This is a genomic window from Arenimonas sp. GDDSR-1, assembly GCF_025980345.1.
Classification (GTDB): Bacteria; Pseudomonadota; Gammaproteobacteria; order Xanthomonadales; family Xanthomonadaceae; genus Arenimonas.
Map to the genome: position 1 here is coordinate 1 of NZ_JAPDUI010000036.1, position 17,509 is coordinate 17,509.

Annotated in this window: 20 protein-coding genes; 11 read left to right on the plus strand and 9 right to left on the minus strand. The window is 62.8% G+C overall.

The window, feature by feature from the left end; all coding sequences use genetic code 11:
- Nucleotides 1-224: hypothetical protein (locus Q0W88_RS07090; RefSeq protein WP_297801575.1), on the plus strand; the 224-nt coding region annotated here is incomplete at its 5' end.
- 13 nt (nt 225-237) lie between these two features.
- Here the strand turns inward: Q0W88_RS07090 and Q0W88_RS07095 are convergent.
- From Q0W88_RS07095 to Q0W88_RS07115, 5 genes are all read right to left on the minus strand, one after another.
- On the minus strand, nt 238-852 hold the full coding sequence (locus tag Q0W88_RS07095) for a nuclear transport factor 2 family protein (protein WP_297801577.1): 615 nt from the start codon (nt 850-852) through the stop codon (nt 238-240).
- 95 nt (nt 853-947) lie between these two features.
- Nucleotides 948-1,727, minus strand: a complete 780-nt coding sequence (locus Q0W88_RS07100) for a LytTR family DNA-binding domain-containing protein (protein ID WP_297801580.1) — start codon at nt 1,725-1,727, stop codon at nt 948-950.
- Nucleotides 1,724-2,977, minus strand: coding sequence for a histidine kinase (locus Q0W88_RS07105; RefSeq protein ID WP_297801583.1), 1,254 nt, complete (start codon nt 2,975-2,977; stop codon nt 1,724-1,726). Before Q0W88_RS07105 ends, Q0W88_RS07100 begins: the two co-directional genes overlap by 4 nt.
- Before the next feature lie 132 nt (nt 2,978-3,109).
- The gene (locus Q0W88_RS07110; protein WP_297801585.1) at nt 3,110-3,952 is read right to left on the minus strand and encodes a hypothetical protein; all 843 of its coding nucleotides are present in this window, start codon (nt 3,950-3,952) and stop codon (nt 3,110-3,112) included.
- The gene (locus Q0W88_RS07115; RefSeq protein WP_297801588.1) at nt 3,952-4,701 is read right to left on the minus strand and encodes a ferredoxin--NADP reductase; all 750 of its coding nucleotides are present in this window, start codon (nt 4,699-4,701) and stop codon (nt 3,952-3,954) included. Before Q0W88_RS07115 ends, Q0W88_RS07110 begins: the two co-directional genes overlap by 1 nt.
- A 96-nt stretch (nt 4,702-4,797) precedes the next feature.
- On the opposite strand from Q0W88_RS07115, the gene Q0W88_RS07120 reads away from it, so the two are divergent.
- From Q0W88_RS07120 to plsB, 5 genes are read left to right on the plus strand one after another with little or no spacing between them, the layout of a single operon-like run.
- Nucleotides 4,798-5,727 (plus strand): ABC transporter ATP-binding protein, encoded by a 930-nt coding sequence (locus Q0W88_RS07120; RefSeq protein ID WP_297801591.1) that lies wholly within the window; start codon nt 4,798-4,800, stop codon nt 5,725-5,727.
- Nucleotides 5,724-6,500 (plus strand): ABC transporter permease, encoded by a 777-nt coding sequence (locus Q0W88_RS07125; RefSeq protein WP_297801594.1) that lies wholly within the window; start codon nt 5,724-5,726, stop codon nt 6,498-6,500. The genes Q0W88_RS07120 and Q0W88_RS07125 overlap by 4 nt, the downstream gene beginning before the upstream one ends.
- A 7-nt stretch (nt 6,501-6,507) precedes the next feature.
- A complete protein-coding gene (locus Q0W88_RS07130) occupies nt 6,508-8,490 on the plus strand; it encodes a UvrD-helicase domain-containing protein (RefSeq protein ID WP_297801597.1) in 1,983 nt (660 codons plus the stop codon).
- A gap of 49 nt (nt 8,491-8,539) precedes the next feature.
- Complete coding sequence (locus Q0W88_RS07135; protein ID WP_297801599.1) at nt 8,540-9,394, plus strand: hypothetical protein; 855 nt, start codon at nt 8,540-8,542, stop codon at nt 9,392-9,394.
- Between the two features lie 10 nt (nt 9,395-9,404).
- Nucleotides 9,405-11,939 carry a glycerol-3-phosphate 1-O-acyltransferase PlsB gene (plsB, locus tag Q0W88_RS07140; protein WP_297801602.1) on the plus strand — a complete coding sequence of 845 codons (2,535 nt, stop codon included), beginning with the start codon at nt 9,405-9,407 and terminating at the stop codon, nt 11,937-11,939.
- Here the strand turns inward: plsB and Q0W88_RS07145 are convergent.
- Nucleotides 11,928-12,137: a DUF465 domain-containing protein gene (locus Q0W88_RS07145; protein WP_297801606.1), complete on the minus strand. Its 210-nt coding sequence runs from the start codon at nt 12,135-12,137 to the stop codon at nt 11,928-11,930. The genes plsB and Q0W88_RS07145 overlap by 12 nt on opposite strands.
- A gap of 65 nt (nt 12,138-12,202) precedes the next feature.
- Between Q0W88_RS07145 and Q0W88_RS07150 the strand changes: the two genes are divergently transcribed.
- Nucleotides 12,203-13,108 (plus strand): recombination-associated protein RdgC, encoded by a 906-nt coding sequence (locus Q0W88_RS07150; protein WP_297801609.1) that lies wholly within the window; start codon nt 12,203-12,205, stop codon nt 13,106-13,108.
- Nucleotides 13,108-13,866 carry a SprT family zinc-dependent metalloprotease gene (locus Q0W88_RS07155; protein WP_297801611.1) on the plus strand — a complete coding sequence of 253 codons (759 nt, stop codon included), beginning with the start codon at nt 13,108-13,110 and terminating at the stop codon, nt 13,864-13,866. Before Q0W88_RS07150 ends, Q0W88_RS07155 begins: the two co-directional genes overlap by 1 nt.
- On the opposite strand, the gene Q0W88_RS07160 is transcribed toward Q0W88_RS07155, so the two are convergent.
- The 3 genes from Q0W88_RS07160 to hemH are packed head-to-tail and all read right to left on the minus strand — an operon-like array spanning nt 13,863 to nt 16,393.
- Nucleotides 13,863-14,543 carry an energy transducer TonB gene (locus Q0W88_RS07160; protein WP_297801614.1) on the minus strand — a complete coding sequence of 227 codons (681 nt, stop codon included), beginning with the start codon at nt 14,541-14,543 and terminating at the stop codon, nt 13,863-13,865. The two genes, Q0W88_RS07155 and Q0W88_RS07160, sit on opposite strands and share 4 nt — an antisense overlap.
- Nucleotides 14,544-14,576: 33 nt before the next feature.
- Nucleotides 14,577-15,440, minus strand: a complete 864-nt coding sequence (locus Q0W88_RS07165) for an alpha/beta hydrolase (RefSeq protein WP_297801616.1) — start codon at nt 15,438-15,440, stop codon at nt 14,577-14,579.
- Nucleotides 15,437-16,393 (minus strand): ferrochelatase, encoded by a 957-nt coding sequence (hemH, locus tag Q0W88_RS07170; RefSeq protein ID WP_297801624.1) that lies wholly within the window; start codon nt 16,391-16,393, stop codon nt 15,437-15,439. The genes Q0W88_RS07165 and hemH overlap by 4 nt, the downstream gene beginning before the upstream one ends.
- A 124-nt stretch (nt 16,394-16,517) precedes the next feature.
- Between hemH and Q0W88_RS07175 the strand changes: the two genes are divergently transcribed.
- The 3 genes from Q0W88_RS07175 to tatB all read left to right on the plus strand — a co-directional run.
- Nucleotides 16,518-17,198, plus strand: a complete 681-nt coding sequence (locus Q0W88_RS07175; RefSeq protein WP_297801619.1) for a lipid-binding SYLF domain-containing protein — start codon at nt 16,518-16,520, stop codon at nt 17,196-17,198.
- Between the two features lie 30 nt (nt 17,199-17,228).
- A complete protein-coding gene (locus tag Q0W88_RS07180; RefSeq protein WP_297801622.1) occupies nt 17,229-17,327 on the plus strand; it encodes a twin-arginine translocase TatA/TatE family subunit in 99 nt (32 codons plus the stop codon).
- A 67-nt stretch (nt 17,328-17,394) separates the two neighbouring features.
- On the plus strand, nt 17,395-17,509 hold a 115-nt coding region (gene tatB, locus Q0W88_RS07185; RefSeq protein ID WP_297801626.1), incomplete at its 3' end, for a Sec-independent protein translocase protein TatB.

Consider the following 17,509-nt stretch of genomic DNA (forward strand, 5'->3'; position numbering starts at 1 on the left):
TGCTTCCGAAAAAGCATGTAAGTACGGATTATTTTGTTGCCCAATTTCAGGGCAGCTCGAGATATGACAAGGTTCTGCCCGGCGATTGGTGCTTGTTCAAATCCACCAAGACGGTTGATGGCAATGAACGCTATCTGGTCCGGGATGGCGAAAACTATATTCTTTCCGAAAACCCGGATAAATCCATGGAGCTGATTGCGGAATTCGTTTCGCTTCTCGATTAATTTATATCCGTCATCACTCCACCCCCGCATAATCCAACTGCAAGCGATACGACGCCAACGTCAACCCGAACAGGGTCTGTGCTTTCGGTGCCGGTTTGGCGGCGGCCTGGCCCGGCTTCACGGACTGGTGATCGAAACTCAGCGCAGTCTTCAGCTGCCACACACCTTTGTTCAGAATCCACACATGGCTGAATTTGGCATCGGTATAGCCATACTTGGCCGGGTCCTGGCCTTGGGTATGGAAGCGATGCACGCCCTGTTGGATGGCACCATACAGCACGCCGTTGTTTTCCAGCGGAAAGACTTGGGTGCTGCCCGGCAAAAGGGTGCGCACCGGGCGGCTGTTCGGGTTGCCGCAGATGTTCTGCCGCGAGGCCTTCAGGAATTCGGCGCGGTTCTGCCGGCCGTCTTTGTCGTGGAAGAATTCCAGATCGGGCGCGGCCAGTGTTTCAAAACGCGCCAGCTTGCACTGGTTGAAACCTTCGTCGAACAGCTGGCGATCGAGTTCCATCACGGTTTTGAACAGCGGGCTGTTTTCAGCGACCTGCGCCTTGGCGGCCGTGCTCAGCGAAAACAGGAACAGCGTGGCAAAGAATGCGAGAAAGACAAGTGTGATGCGGTGTTTCATGGTGTTCTCCCCAATGTGCCGCCGGATTCCGGCAAGCGTTTCCCCAAGCCGGGGCCCGAAAGCGCCGGCGATGCGATGTTTCGTGGTGGTATCCGCTACATGGCCTTGAACAGCGGCATGTAACTCAAACTGACGGTCAGTGTTTCCGGCCGGCCTTTCAGACGCATGCTGCCGCGCCCGGTCTCGTCGCGGCTGATGCCGGCCACCGCCTTCAGATTGACGATGGTGGCGCGGTGGATCTGCTTGAATTGCTTCTCATCCAGCCGGGCGATCAGTTCGCGCAGCGGCGTGCGCAGCAGCGCTTCACCCTCGGCGGTCACCACGGTGGTGTATTTGCTGTCGGACTGGAAATACAGCACATCGTCCACCAGAATCAAGCGCGAATCCTTGCCGGTGCTGGCGGTGATCCACACCAGCGGTTCGGCGGCAGTGCGTGCCGGCAGATTCTGCTGCAGTTGTTTCACCAGTTCGGCCAGTGCGGCGGTGTCGCGTTCGCCGCTGCCCACGCGGGCCTGCAGGCGGGCGATGGTGGCGCGCAGACGCGCCGGTTCCACCGGTTTCAGCAGGTAATCGATGGCGCCCTTTTCGAAGGCATCGATGGCGTATTGGTTGTAGGCGGTGACGAACACCACCTGGGTGTCCGGGCTCAGTTCGGTGCAGGCCGCGGCCACATCCAGGCCGTTCAGCCCGGGCATGCGGATGTCGAGGAAGGCCACATCCGGCGTGTGTTCGGCCAGGGCTTCCAGTGCTTCGCCGCCGTCTTCGCAGCGCGCCACAATCTGCAGCTCCGGCCATTCGCTGTCCAGCAGCGCGGCCAGCGCGTCGCGGAACAGGCGCTCGTCCTCGGCAATGACGCAGGTCAGCACGCGGCTCATGCCCGGGCCTGCGGTCCGTTCAGCGGCACGCTGATGCTGGCGGCCACGCCTTCGGGAAAGTTGGCGATGATGCTGAAGCGTGCCGTGTTGCCATAGGCCAGCTGCAGGCGTTCGCGGATGTTCTTCAGGCCGATGCCGGTGCCGGCGGTGTCGCCGCCGAAACCGATGCCGTCGTCGGCCACGGTCACGCTCAGACTGTCGCCGTCCAGATCCTTGCGGGCGGTAATCCAGATGCGGCCGCCGCCGGTTTTCGGTTCCAACCCGTGCTTGATGGCGTTCTCAGCCAGGGTCTGCAGCATCATGGTCGGGAACGGCACACCAGTCAGATCTTCGGGCAGTTCAATGTGCACTTGCAGGCGCTCTTCCATGCGGATCTTCAGGATATCGAGGTAGGCGCGAGTGCGGGTGATTTCTTCGCCCAGGGTGGACGCTTCGTCTTCACTGCGCGGCAGCGAGTGGCGCAGATACAGGATCAGGTTGTCGAGCATGGCTTCGGCTTTGCCCGGCTCGCTGGCGATCAGGTACTTGGCGCTGCCCAGGGTGTTGTACAGGAAGTGCGGTTCGACTTGGGCGTGCAGCAGGCTGAGTTTGGCCACAGCCAGTTCCTTTTCCACCACGGTTTCGGTATTCACCGCTTGCTCGCCGCGGCGGAAGGCGGCAATGCGTTGCGAGATGGCGCGGGTCACGGTCTCGGCATTCTGCAGGTTGGTGCCTTCATCGGGGAACAGGTAGTCCAGCCAGGCCGCGCCTTCCGGTTCGCACACCAGCTTGACGCTGACCGCCCCGTCGGTAACTTCCGCTTCGGCGATCACATGGTTAGAGCGATCAATACCCAGCCCATTGGTCATTTTCTTCCACAAGGAGGGCGGGTTGTTGTCCAGGTCGACCGGTTTGACCCGGGCCCGCAAACGCATGCCCTCATGGCTGATGTTCACGTTTTCACTGATTGGCAGGACTTTCAGACTGTCTTCAATCATCGGCAGGGCGATGGCGGTTTCAAACGGAATTTCGATCTGCCGGGTGTGTCGGTTCTTCAGCTTCTCGGCATCAATGGTGCCGACCAAGCGCTCGACCCGCTGCATGTGCGAGGCGGCCGCAATCATCAGCAGTACCAGCGAGATCCAGAAAATCAGGGCGATGAAATCCTGAAGGCGGTCGAGCCCGACCACGCTGGTGAACATCATGGCGATAATGAAGCTGGCGGCCCAGGCAAGGACGATACGGCCGAAGAAATAGACTTGGGTTTTCATGGGCGATGGGCTTATGGTGGTTTGCATGGGGCCAGTGTAGCAATCCAACCCGGCCTGTCATCCCTGCTGCGACGAAACGCGGTATGCGCCGATGAAATGCGGAAAAAGCGCATCGGTCGCCGGCATGCGGGGCTAGCGGCTCGGAAAAAGCCGCAGGGCCTCGATGGCGGCGCGCATCGTGTTTTCATGAATGCCGATCACTTTCGACACCGGTTTTTGATAACCGCCGGCCAGATTCCAGGCCACCGGAATGCCACGCCTGCGCAGGCCCTGAAACACCCGGCTGTCGCGTTGAAACAGTTGGCTGGTGCTCAGAAAGCCGCCCAGCGGATCATCAATGTGCGGATCGGCGCCGGCCTGATACAGCACGATGGCGCAGCCCTCCAGCGCGTCCAGATCATCCTCGATATGGGTCAGGAAGAAACTGGCCTGCTCGGGATCCTTGAAGGTTTCGCCGGCAGTGATGTTAACGATGTTCTCAACTTTCAGTACCGAGATGATGTCGGCGGTGCCGTTGCCGTAGTGGTAATCGTAGTCGAGGATGCCGATCTTCATGCCGGGCGTTTCGGCCTGCAGGGCCAAGGCGGTCAGCATCAGGCCATTGAAGGTGCAGAAGTCTTCGGCCGAATCCCAGCCGGCGTGGTGGAATCCGGACACCGGTGCGGCCACGCAGGTGTTATCTTCCAGCGCCCAGCGTGCCGCGGTGAGCATCGCGCCATTGGTATACGGCAGGCTGGCATTGACTTCGGCCGAGCGCGTGCCGAAACCGTTTGGAATGCGCAGGGCGAAAATATTGCGGACAAAGGCGGCATCGTGGCCGCGGCAGATGTCGCTTTCGCTCAGCGGCATGGCTGGGCGGATCTGCAGATCAGGCCAGGATTCCTGCCAGGCCTGCATGACCAGCGCGGGTTTGCCCGCGCTCGGTGAGTACCCTTGGGTCGGTGCCTGCATCTGCGGGCAGTACACCACTTTCATTATTTGCTGGACACGTACTTTTCGCGGCGGATGTGGTGCACCGACAGCCCGAATTCCTTCAGGGCTTCAAAGCTGGCATCGACCATGTTCGGATTGCCGCACAGGTAGGCGATGTCGTGCGCGCCGTTCGGCACCAATTCGGCCAGCTGCTGCTGCACATAGCCGCGCCGGGCATCGGCGGTGGCGGTGGCCGGCAGTTCGCGGGAAAAACAGGGCATGAAGCGGAATTTTGGATTTTCGGCAGCGAAGGCGTAGAAGTCCTCGCGGTAGATCAGGTCCTCTTCGGTGCGGGCACCGAACAGCAGCACCACCTCCACGCCGCGGGCCTCCATCATGTGCTTGAGCTGCGGCAGCATGGCGCGGTAAGGGGTGACCCCGGTGCCGGTGCCGATCAGCAGGTAGCGGGCGTTCTGGTCTTTCTCGTTCAGGCAGAACCGGCCGTAGGGGCCGCTGCACTGGATCTGCTGGCCCTCGTCGAGCGCGGTGAACAGGGCCGAGGCCGCGCCGCCGGGCACGAAACTGACCGCGATTTCGACGGTATCGTTGACCCCGAAGGCATGGTCGTGCTGGGTCGCCAGCGAGTAGCTGCGTTTGGTCGGGCTGCCGTCCGGGCTGTTGAAATGCACCTGGATGAACTGACCGGCGATGAAATCAAGGGCTTGGCCGTCATCGCGGGCGAATTCCAGGTGGCGGACGCTCGGCGCCAGCATGCGGCTGCCAACCAGTTTCAACGGGAAATGTTCTGCCACGGAAGACCTCGGTATCAAAAGAAAGATTCAGTGCGGGCGGCAAGCCCGATATACTAGACGCCTGAAAGAGAAAGACCCGCCACGCCGGAAAACCGCATGACCCAGCCCGCACTCAGCATCGCATCCTTGCACAAGACCTATGATAACGGAGTGACGGCCCTCAAGGGGGTCTCGCTCGACGTCGCCCCCGGCGATTTCTTCGCCCTGCTCGGCCCGAACGGGGCCGGCAAATCGACCCTCATCGGGGTGGTCAGCTCGCTGGTCAACGCCACCTCCGGCAGCGTGTCGGTGTTCGGCATCGATCTGATGGCCGACCGATCAGCGGCCATGCGCCAGATCGGCCTGGTGCCGCAGGAAATCAATTTCAACATGTTCGAAAAGCCGATCGACATTCTGGTCAATTACGCCGGGTTTTACGGGGTGCCGCGCGCGCAGGCGCTGGAACGGGCCGAACGGCAGTTGAAGGCCGCCCAGCTCTGGGACAAGGCCGAAGTGATGAGCCGTACCCTGTCGGGCGGCATGAAGCGCCGGCTGATGATCGCCCGCGCCATGATGACCGAGCCCAAGCTGCTGATCCTGGACGAACCTACCGCCGGCGTCGACATCGAAATCCGCCGCGGCATGTGGAAAACCCTGCAGGACGTCAACGCCGCCGGCACCACGGTGATCCTGACCACGCATTATCTGGAAGAGGCCGAAAGCCTGTGCCGCAATCTGGCCATCATCGACAAAGGCGCCATCATCGAGCAGGGCCCGATGAAAACCCTGCTGGCCAAACTGGATGTGGAAGGTTTCGTGCTCGACATCAACGGCGAGCTGCCGCCGGTCTTGCCGCAGATTCCGAAAGTCGATCTGCACGCCTCCGACAGCCGTACCCTGGTGGTGGAAAAGCCGCGTGATCTGCCGCTGAACGCCCTGTTCGATGCCTTGGCCGAATCCGGCATCACCGTGCGTTCGATGCGCAACCAGACCAACCGCCTGGAAGAACTGTTCGTGCGTCTGACCGCCAAGGAGCAGGCCGCATGAGCAACCCGAACTTCACCGCGTTCAAGACCATCGCCCGCCGCGAAGTGGCGCGCATCCTGCGCATCTGGGGCCAGACCCTGGTGCCGCCGGCGATCACCATGACCCTGTACTTCCTCATCTTCGGAAAGCTGATCGGTTCGCGCATCGGCGATATGGGCGGCTTCGACTACATGGACTTCATCGTGCCCGGCCTGGTCATGATGTCGGTCATCCAGAACGCCTACGGCAACATCAGCTCCAGTTTCTTCGGTGCCAAGTTCGGCCGGCATGTGGAAGAGCTGCTGGTCAGCCCGATGCCCAATCACGTCATCCTCGCCGGTTACGTGGCCGGCGGCGTGCTGCGCGGCCTGATGGTCGGTCTGATCGTGCTGGCCATCGGCATGGCCTTCACCCATGTGCGGGTGCCGCATCCGCTGATCATGATCAGCACCATCCTGCTCGGCGCCACCATTTTCTCGCTGGCCGGTTTCGTCAACGCCGTGTACGCCAAGAAATTCGACGACATCGCCATCGTACCGACCTTCATCCTGACCCCGCTGACCTACCTGGGCGGCGTGTTCTATTCGGTGCGGGTGCTGCCGGAATGGGCGCAGACCGCGACCCAGGCCAATCCGATCTTCTACATGGTCAACGCCTTCCGCTATGGCCTGCTGGGCGAGAACGCCACCGACATCAACATCGGACTTTCCTATGCGGTCATGCTGTTCTTCGTGGCCGTGCTCGGCGCGCTCGGCCTGTGGCTGCTGAAACGCGGCACCGGTCTGCGCAGCTAAAGCACGCATGTCCGGCTTGAATGCGCCGCAGCAGGCGGCGGTGGCGTATGTCGAGGGTCCTTTGCTGGTGCTGGCCGGCGCCGGCAGCGGCAAGACCAAGGTCATCACCGAGAAGATCGCGCACCTGATCCACAGCAAGGCGTTTCTGCCCGAGCAGATCGCCGCCATCACCTTCACCAACAAGGCCGCGCGTGAAATGCGCGAGCGCGTGGCCAAGCGCATTTCCAAAACCGCCGCCGAAGCGGTCACCGTCACCACCTTCCATTCGCTCGGGCTGCAGTTCCTGCAGGCCGAGGCCACGCTGGCCGGTCTGCGCCGCGGCTTTTCCATTTTCGACACCGACGACCAGCAGGGCATCCTGAAGGAATTGCTGCCGGCCGGCGCCGACAAGGACGCGCTGTATGCCGCGCACAACTGGATTTCGAAGGTGAAGAATCTGGCGCTGTCGCCGGAGCAGGCCGCCGAAACCGCCAGCACCGTGCGCGAACGCCAGATCGCCGAACTGTATGCGCGCTATCAGGCGCGGCTGCAGGCCTTCAATGCGGTCGATTTCGACGACCTGATCCGCCTGCCGTTGCAGGTGCTGGAGGCCGATGACGAGGCACGCACACGCTGGCAGGCCAGAATCCGTTATCTGCTGGTCGACGAATGCCAGGACACCAACGGCGCCCAGTACCGCATGATCAAGGCTTTGGCCGGCAGCCGCGGCATGTTCACCTGCGTCGGCGACGACGACCAGAGCATCTACGCCTGGCGCGGCGCCCAGCCGGAAAACCTGGACGAACTCGGCCGCGATTATCCGGCGCTGAAAGTCATCAAACTCGAGCAGAACTACCGCTGCAGCGCGCGCATCCTGCGCGCCGCCAATGCCGTGATCGCCAACAACCCGCATGCCCATCTGAAGCAGCTCTGGTGCCAGCACGGCGAGGGTGCCCGCATCCGGGTGTGGTCGTGCAGGAACAACGAACACGAAGCCCAGCGCGTGGCCGCCGAAATCCAGTATCTGGTGCAGGCGCACAATCTGCCCTATTCCGAATTCGCCATCCTGTTCCGCGGCAACCACCAGTCGCGGCCGTTGGAAAAGGAACTGCAGCTGCTGAAGATTCCGTACCACATCACCGGTGGCACCGCCCTGCTCGAGCGCGGTGAAGTCAAGGACGTGATGGCGTGGCTGCGCTGCATCGCCAACCCCGATGACGATGCCGCCTTCCTGCGCGCGGTGACCTCGCCCAAGCGCGAGATCGGCGCCACCAGTCTGGAAAAGCTCGCGCATCTGGCGCAGCAGGCGCATATTCCGATGGCGCTGGCGGCGCAGAACAGCAGCATGCGCACGGCATTGAGCGCGCGCCCGGCCGCGGCCCTGGCCGAGTTCGTCGGCCTGCTCGCCCGCCTGCGCGAACACGCCAAGAAAGCCCCCGCCGCCGACATCGTGCGCGCGGTGGTGAATGATTCCGGCATCCTCAATCAGATGCGGGTGGAAACCAAGAACGAAGCGTTGTTCCTGCGCCGCAAGGAAAATCTGGAAGAATTGGCGCAGTGGTTCGGTTCCGACCGGCGCCCGTCCGGCGCCGGCGATCTGGCCGCGCAGCTGGCCTTGCTGTCGAACGCCGACCGCGGCGAACCGGGCAACCAGGTGCGCCTGATGAGCCTGCATTCGGCCAAGGGCCTGGAATTCCGCACCGTGTTCATCGTCGGCTGCGAGCAGGGCAGCTTGCCGCATCAGGCCAGCCTCGACGAAGGCAGCCTGGCCGAAGAGCGCCGCCTGTTCTATGTCGGCATCACCCGTGCCAAGGAGCGCCTGATTCTGGCGCACAGCGCCGAGATCAAACGCTGGGGCGAGCAGGTCAATCTGCTGCCCAGCCAGTTTCTGGCCGAATTGCCGGAAGCCGATCTGCACCGGGACGGCGTGGTGGTGGAAGGCCACGAGGAAGAAAAGCAGGCGCGCGCCAGTGCCCACCGGCAGGCGATTTCCGCCCTTTTTGACAGCTGATTCCGGCAACTTTGCTATGCTTGAGCCCTGCCCCCGCAACGGAGTTGCCGTGTTGCTGAACCGACTGTCCCGGATCGCCCTGCTTGGCCTGCTGTTGCTGGCCGGCTGCCGTGCGCCCTGGGATGCCGGCAAGGCGGCGCAGGCCAAAGCTGATGCCGAAGCCATCATGCACAGTCTGCAGGGCCCGGACATGCTTCGCTACCGGAGCCTGACCCTGCCGCCCGAGCAGCAGGCGGCCCTGGCCCGGAGTTGGCCGGACGTCCGTCGAAAAGTGGCACTGGACGCCAAGGAGCAGGAAACCTTCAATAAACTGCTGACCCGCTTCATCGAGCCGCGGGCCGAGGCGCATCTGCAGCGGGATCTGAATGCCAAGATCAAGCCACTGAAAAGCGAAATTGACAGCAAATGGCCGCTGATGCAGAGCAGTTTGACGCTTTTGCTGCAAGGCTGGATCGAAACCAATAGCCAGCTGAGCGTCTCCGAAAAAGCCCATGGCAAGGCTTTGGTCAAGGCCATCATCGAGCAGATGCCGGCCCAGTGGCTGCAGGACAAAGACTTGCGCCAGCGGGCGTTCACCCAGATGGTGGCCATTGCCCGGGATTCCGGAATTCAGAACTATAAGCAGTATAATTCACTGGATTACACGCAATTTCACGGCAAATTGGCGCAATTTCTTGCAGGTTTGAAGGAGTTGGGCAAAATTTACGGTCTGGACTGGAACGCCGGCCAAAAGCGCCTGCAGGTGACGGTGATCGCCCAGTCCGGAAACACCGCCCGGGTCCGCATCCGCTACCCCTTGGGGCAAAAATGGGTAGAATTCCCCATGGATTTGATTGAACACAACGGCCACTGGTACGACGCTTCGGCCGCCGCCCTGCTGAACACCACGCTCGCCGCGCGCTGAGCCCCGCCGTATGCCTGACGCCAAGCAAGCCGCATTGCCCTTTCCTGTTCACTACGCCAAGCCGCCGCTTTGGCTGCGGGTGGCCGCCTGGTTCCTGCGCCCGTGGATTGAAATCTCCCGCGAACCGGTGGTGCCGCCGTTCCAGGTCGACCGTCCGGTCTGTTATGTGCTGGAAAATTACGGCCTGACCAACCTGCTGATCCTCGACCGCGCCTGCCGCGATGCCGGCCTGCCTTCACCGCTGGCTTCGCTGCCCGGAAATCCGCTCGGCCGCAAGCGTTCGTATTTCGCGCTGTCGCGCCGGGGCGGCTCCAGCCGCATCAATGCCGCCAAGAACAAACGCCATTCCGATGCGCTGTCACGGGTGATCATGGCCCATCGTCTGTATCCCGAACAGGATGTGCAGCTGGTGCCGGTCTCGATCTTCGTCGGCCGTGCCCCGACCCGCCAGTCCGGCTGGTTCTCGGTGCTGTTCTCGGAAAACTGGGCGCTGGTCGGCCGCTTCCGCCGTTTCGTCTCGGTGCTGCTGAACGGCCGCGATACGCTGGTGCGCTTCTCGCCCAGCTACCGCGTGCGCGACATGCTCGCCGACGACATTCCGCACGAGCGCCTGGTGCGCAAGGCCCAGCGCCTGCTGCGCGCGCATCTGCGCAAGGTGCGGGCCGCGGTGATCGGCCCCGATCTATCCACGCGCCGCCTGCTGGTCGACCGCGTGTTGGATGCCGAACCGGTACGCAAGGCCATTGCCGAACAGGCGCGCCGTGACAAGAGCAGCTATGCCCAGGCCTGGAACAAGGCGCACGAATGCGCCTGGGAAATCGCCGCCGATTATTCGCATCCGGTGGTGCGCTCGCTGTCGTTCGCGCTGACCGGATTCTGGAACCGCATCTACGACGGCGTCATCATCCATCACATGGATCTGCTGAAAGAGGCCGCGCCCGGGCATGAGGTGGTGTACGTGCCCTGCCACCGCAGCCACATGGATTACCTGCTGCTCAGCTACCTGCTGTACACCAAGGGCATGGTTCCGCCGCACATCGCGGCCGGCGTCAACCTCAATCTGCCGGTGATCGGGCCGATTCTGCGCCGCGGCGGTGCCTTTTTCCTGCGCCGCAGTTTCAAGGCCAACGCCCTGTATTCGGCGGTGTTCTCCGAATACGTGGCGCAGCTGGTCGGCGGCGGCTATTCGCTGGAGTATTTCATCGAGGGCGGCCGTTCGCGCACCGGACGCCTGCTGGCGCCCAAAGGCGGCATGATCGCGATGACGGTGAAAGCCTTCCTGCGCGCACCGCAGCGGCCGGTGGTGTTCCAGCCGGTGTACATCGGCTACGAACGCCTCATCGAGGGCAAGAGCTATCTCGATGAGCTGTCCGGCCAGCCCAAGGAAAAGGAAACCGTCTGGGCGCTGATCAAGGCCGCGTTCGAGGTGCTGCGCGAACATTACGGCAAGGTCACCGTCAATTTCGGCGAGCCGGTGTATCTGGACGAGAGTCTGGCCCGGCACGCACCGGACTGGCGCGCCGAGCGCGACAGCGAAGACGGCAAACTGCCGTGGCTGTCGACGGTGGTCGACGAGCTGGCGCAGAACATCCACGTCAACATCAACCGCGCCGCCGACGTCAATCCGATCAACCTGCTGGCGCTGGCGCTGCTGTCCACGCCCAAGCACGCCATGGATGAAAACGATCTGATCGAACAGATCGAACTGTCCAAACGCATTCTCCGCTGCGAGCCTTACGGCCCGCGCGTGACCGTCACCGCCATGGATGCCCGCACCATCATCGCCTACGGCGAGGACATGGGCGCGGTCACCCGCACCAAGCACCCGCTCGGCGATGTGCTGTCGATGCCGGGCGAAACCGCGGTGCTGCAGAGCTACTTCAAGAACAACATCCTGCACCTGTTCAGTGCCGCCGCGTGGATCGCGCTGTGTTTCCAGAACAACCGCCGGCTGTCGCGCAACGGCCTGGTCAGTCTCGGCCTGAACGTGTATCCGTTCATGAAAAGCGAACTGTTCCTGCCCTGGAACGATGCCGAATTCGCCCAGCGCCTGAACCTCACCATCGATCTGTTCGTGCGCGAAGGCTTCCTGACCGTGGCCGGCGACGACACTGAAACCCTGTACCGCGCGCCCGGCCAGACCGACGAAGTGTTCCATCTGCGCGCCGTCGCGCACAGCATGCAGCAGGCCTTCGAGCGCTATTTCATCGCCATCACCACCCTGGTCAAGAACGGCAGCGGCGCACTCAGCGCTTCGGCGCTGGAAAGCCTGTGCCATCTGACCGCGCAGCGTCTGTCGCTGCTGTACGCGCCGGCGGCGCCGGAGTTCTTCGACAAATCCCTGTTCCGCGGCTTCATCGCCAACATGCGCGAACAGAAACTGATCTGGCTGAACGAGGCCGGCAAGCTGGAATTCGACCAGCGCCTGAACGACTGGGAACAGGACGCCCGTCTGGTGCTGAACCGCGAGCTGCGGCACACCATCCACAAAATTTCGCCGGATGCGGCGGCCCCGAAAACGGAAACGCCGGAATCAGGCGTTTAAGTCGGGAATCAGCAGGTTTTCCAGAACCGAAATCTGGTCCTTGATCTTGAGTTTGCGTTTTTTCAGACGTTTGATGCCGAGCTCGTCGTCGGGCCGGTTGCGGATGAACACTTCGATGGCGGCGTCCAGATCGCGGTGCTCGGTGCGCAGCTCGAGCAGCATGGCGGTGTATCGGCGCTGGGTGAACGGATCGAGCATTCGGGAGTCCGCGGACGGGGCAACACAGGTAGAATAAACCAAGCCGTATCTCTTTTGGAATCCGCATGTTTTTCCGCAATATCGTCCTGTTCACCCTGCCCGAAATCCAACGCCTCGATCTTGAAACCCTGGAAAACGTCCTGTCCGCCCACGCCCTCAAGCCGGTCGGGCCGTTGGCCATGCAGTCGCGCGGTTTCGTGCCGCCGCTGGGCAGCGGTGCCTATGTGCAGCGTGCCGGACGCAGCCTGTGGCTCAGTCTGGGCGGCGAAGACCGCATCCTGCCGTCGGCGGTGGTGCAGCGCGAGTGGCAGGCGAAAATCGCCAAGCAGGAAGCGGCCAAGGGCCATCCGCTCGGGAAACGCGCGCGCAGCCAGCTCAAACAGGACACGCTCGACGAGCTGATGCCGCGTGCCTTCGTCAAGCCCTCGCACACCAACGCGGTGATCGATCCGGAAGCCGGCATCATTGCCATCGATACGTCGTCGCTGAAGGCCGCGGAAGCGCTGGTCGGCAAGCTGCGCGAAGCCTTCGGCAGCTTCCCGGCATTGCCGCTGCAGACCGCGCAATCGCCGCGCGCCATGCTGACCCGCTTCCTGCTCGGCGAGGCCCTGCCGGAAAACTGGTTTCTCGGCGAGGAATGCGAACTCACCGATCCGGCCGAAAAAGGCGCGTTGGTCAAATGCCTGCGTTCCGATCTGGCCAGCGAAGAAGTGCTGGCGCATCTGCATGCCGGTAAACAGGTGACGCGCCTGGCGCTGCTGGCCGATGCCCAGCTGGCCTGCGTGATCGGCGACGATCTGGTGCTGCGCAAATTCAAACTGCTGGAGGGCGCGGTCGATGGCCTGGAAAACAGCAACACCGAATCGGTGGAAGACGAATTGATGGCGCGTTTCGCGCTGTTCAGTGCCGAGCTGTCCCGGTTCTATGCCGTGTTCGCCAAGGCGTTCGGCGTCGTCGCCAAGGCGGCCTGATGTTCGGCCTCGGCCGGAAAGCGGTTTCCGTGCCCGACGGCCAATGGCTCGAACGCGAGGGCGAGCGCTTCTGGCTGCCGTGGAAACGCCATGCCCAGGCCCGCCGTCTGAAGCTATTGGTCGGCAGCAACGGTCCCCGCCTTACCCTGCCGCCGCGCACTTCGGAAAAGGCCGCACGCGCCTTCGTTGCCGAACACACCGACTGGCTGTGGATGCAACGGTCCCGGCACGCCGATATCCAGCAAACGCCTCTGGCCATCGGCGCGGAAGCCGAACTGCCTTGGTTCGGGCAGCGGCTTCCGGTGCACTGGCAGGCCGACCGCGCCCTGCACATCCTGCGCGAAGAACGCCAATGGCGCATCCACACCAGCGCCCGCAGCAGCGACCGACAGCTGCAGGCCGCCTTGCTGCAGGCCTACCGGCAATACGGCCAGGGCTGGTTTCTGCAGCGCACACAGGCGTATCTTCCGGCGCTTCCGAAAGCCCCGGCGGCGCTGCGGCTGCGCCCGTTGCGCTCGCTGTGGGGTTCGCTGAATGCCGCCGATGCGGTCACTCTCGATGTGGCACTGCTGTTCGCACCCGAGCCGGTTGCCGAATACGTCTTGGTGCACGAACTCTGCCATCTGCTGCAGCGCAATCATTCCCCGAAGTTCTGGCGCGAAGTGGAACTGCGCTGCCCGGATTGGCGCGATCACCGCGATTATCTGCGTGCGCATGGCCCGGGCATCAAAGCCGAGGCACGGCGGCTGTTCGGCTAGTCGTCGGTGCTTTCTTCGCAGCGCTTGCCGCGCTCCAGGCAGAACGTGACCTCGATGAGGTTGCCCGAACTGCGCACCGGCTTGCCATCCTTCACCGCCGGCAGGTATTTGCTCTGCTTCAGTGCCGACAGTACCGGGTAGGACAGGTAATAGCCTTCGCGTTGGACGAAATCGAAATTCTCCGCGCGTCCGGATTCATCGATGTCGAAACGCACCTGCACGGTGTACACCTTGCCCGGATCGGCGGTATTAACCCAGCTGATCGGGGTCTGGAAAATCGGATTGGTCAGGAACATCGGCTCCCGGTCGGCACGGGCGAATAATTTGTCGAGCGCTTCGTTGCGGCAGAGTTCGAAAGCGTCCGGATCGGCATCGAGCGTGCCCGAGAGAAACAGCACACGGTAAAGTCCCTGACAGGCCTGATCCAGATGCGTCATGTCGTTGAGATCGTGATAGTGCCGGATCTGCGCCCGATATACGCTAGCCGCTTCGCGGTAGCGGCGTTCGGAAACCAGCAGCTCGGGGTTGGCCCGCTTTTCGGCGGAGGCACTGCCGTTTTCAATCGGCGAGGGCAGGCTGGTGCGGGCACTGACCACCTCGAAGCGGTCTTTCAGTTGCGCCGCGGCAGTGAAGCTGGCCGCCATCAGTGTGGCGGCGGCGAGCAGGTGCGTTCGCATGACCATTCCCCTTCACGCATCGTGTAAGGGGGATTATGGCACTTTCGCGAGGGATGTCCAGAACGCCGAAATCAGCGCGGCCACCTCGGCCGGTTTGTCCATATGCACATGGTGCGTGCCCGCGATGACGTGCATTTCGCCGTGTTTCAGGCAGGCGAAGCGTTCATTGCGGATTTCCGGCTGGAAATACACCGGGGCCGGATCGGCGGCGACCAGCAGGACCGGGCAGTCGATGGCGGCCAGCCAGTTGCGCACCGAGGCCTCTTCGGCGCGCATGTGCGAGGGCCACATCAGGCGCGGATCGCTGCGCCATTGGTAGCCGTCTTCCACCGCTTTGAGATTGCGTTCGACCAGCAGGCGTGCCGCCGCTTCCGATTTTTCCGTGGCCTGCAGGCGCGCCCTTACGGCTGTCGCGATGTCGGGAATCAGGCGCGGCAGGGAAGCCGGTTTGCGCCGTCCGGCAATGGCTTTGCGCAGGCGTTCGGCGGCGTGTTCGCCCGGCCAGGGCGGCGGGCCGAGGGCTTCGATCAGGGCCAGCGACAGCACGCGTTCCGGCGCGCCGGCGGCGACCACCGTGGCCAGCGCGCCGCCGAGTGAATGCCCGAGCAGGTGCGCCTGTGGCCAGCCGAGCGCATCGAGCACGTCGAGGATGTCGTGCAGCCAATCCACGAACGCGTAATCGTAACCGGCCGGAATATGCGTGCTGGCGCCGTGGCCGAGCATGTCGATGGCGACCAGATCGACTTCGCCCAGATGCGGCGCCATCGGAATGAAGCTGGCGGCGTTATCCAGCCAGCCATGCAGGGCCAGCACTTTCGGACCCTTCGGATTGCCCAGGCGCAGGGCCGCGATGCGGCCGCGGGCGGTGTCCAGAACGAATTCGCGCGGCTCGCTCATCCGTGACTTTCCAGAACCCGTGCCAGCGCCGCCACATGCCCGGGTTCGTCGTTCAGCGCGCCGATGTAGCGCAGCTCCGCACCGCCGGCCTGTTGGAACAGATGCGCGTTTTCCACGCTGATTTCTTCCAGGGTTTCCAGACAGTCCACGGCAAAACCGGGGCAGACCAGATCGAGCGTTTTGAAGCCGTCGCGGCCCAGCTGTTCGAGGGTTTTATCGGTATAGGGCTGCAGCCAGGGTTCGCGCCCGAAACGGGACTGGTAGGTCATCAGCCATTGCTCCGGGCTCAGCTCGAGCCGGCGGGCGATGGCCTCGGCGCTTTCCCGGCACTGTTGCGGATAGGGATCGCCGCGCTCGGCAAAGCGTTGTGGAATGCCGTGGAAGGAAAACAGCAGGCGCTCGCCGCGGCCGTGCAGGTCCCAATGATTGCGGATACGCGCTTCCATGGCATCCAGCCAGGCCGGGTGCCGGTGGTATTCGCGGATGAAACGCAGGTTCGGCACGCGTTCCTGTTTCAGGTAGTACCGGGTGACGGCATCGAACACCGAGGCGGTGGTGGTGGCCGAATACTGCGGGTACAAGGGCAGCACGGTCAGCTCCTGCAGATCCGGATACGCATTGAGCACGGCGGACACCGATGGATTGCCGTAACGCATCGCGAGACGGACTTCGGTGTTGGGCATCTGGTGCTGCAGCTTGTCGGCCAGACCTTGCGAGTACACCAGCAGCGGTGAGCCTTTCGGCAGCCAGATCTTGGCGTAATTGCCGGCCACCCGGCCTGAGCGAATCGGCAGAATGATGAAATGCAGCAGAATGCACCACAGCCAGCGGCTGAGATCGACCACGCGGTAATCGTGGAGGAATTCGGCCAGATAGCGGCGCACCGCGCCGGCAGTCGGGGCATCGGGCGTTCCCAGATTGACCAGCAGGATCAGGCGTTGGCGGCTTTTCATCGACATGGGTTGAACTTCCGGCGCTAAAATGAATCGAAGGTAAACAATTGTAGGTGAACCCGGCGTCAGGGGTTATCATTATCCAATACGCTGAGGCCTGCCTCCCACTATAAAGGAACCCGCTATGCGTGCCTTATTTACCGCCGTTCTGCTGTTTGCCGCCGCCAGCGCCTCCGCCAACACCACGCCGGACGAGCGTACCCGCTCGGCCACCACCGTGCTGAAGGAGATGTCGGCCATCCCGGAAAACTCCATCCCCGAGCGTCTGCTGGCCGAGGCCTACGCCATCGCCGTGGTGCCGGACCTGACCAAGGCGGCGCTGGTGTTCGGCGGCCGGGGCGGCAAGGGCGTGATTTCGGTGCGCGGCGCCGACGGTGCCTGGTCGAATCCGAACTACATCAATGTCGGCGGCGGCAGCTGGGGGTTCCAGGCCGGCGTGCAGAAATCCGACCTGATCCTGGTGTTCACCAGCAAAAGCGGGGTCGACGGCATCATCAAAGGCAAGTTCACCCTCGGCGCCGATGCCGCGGTCGCGGCCGGTCCGGTCGGCCGCAACGTGCAGGCCAGCACCGATGAAAACCTGAAAGCCGAAATCTACAGCTATTCCCGTTCCAAGGGTCTGTTCGCCGGCGTCGCGCTCGACGGTACCGTGATCCGCATCGACCGCAAGGCCAACGAAACCGTGTACGGCGACATGGCCTCGCCGGCCTCGATCTTCGACGGCCGCACGCAGACCCAGAATCAGGCGATCATCGACTTCCGCAACCAGCTGGAAGAAGGCAGCAGCCGTCAGGCCAAAAAATAAACCGCGGTAATTTCATTCAGGAGCAGTGTCATGGTAGGTATGCGGGAATTGATCATCATTCTGGTCATCGTGTTGCTGGTGTTCGGCACCAAGCGTCTGGCCAACATCGGCACTTCAAGAAAGGCATGAAGGACGAGGATGCCAAGCCGGAAACCCTCGACCAGAAGAAACCCGACAGCGACAATCACGCCTAAGCATGTTCGACGTCGGTTTCAGCGAGCTGCTGATCATCGCGGTGGTCGCCCTGGTGGTGCTTGGTCCGGAGCGCCTGCCGAAAGCCGCGCGCTTTGCCGGCCTGTGGGTGCGTAAAG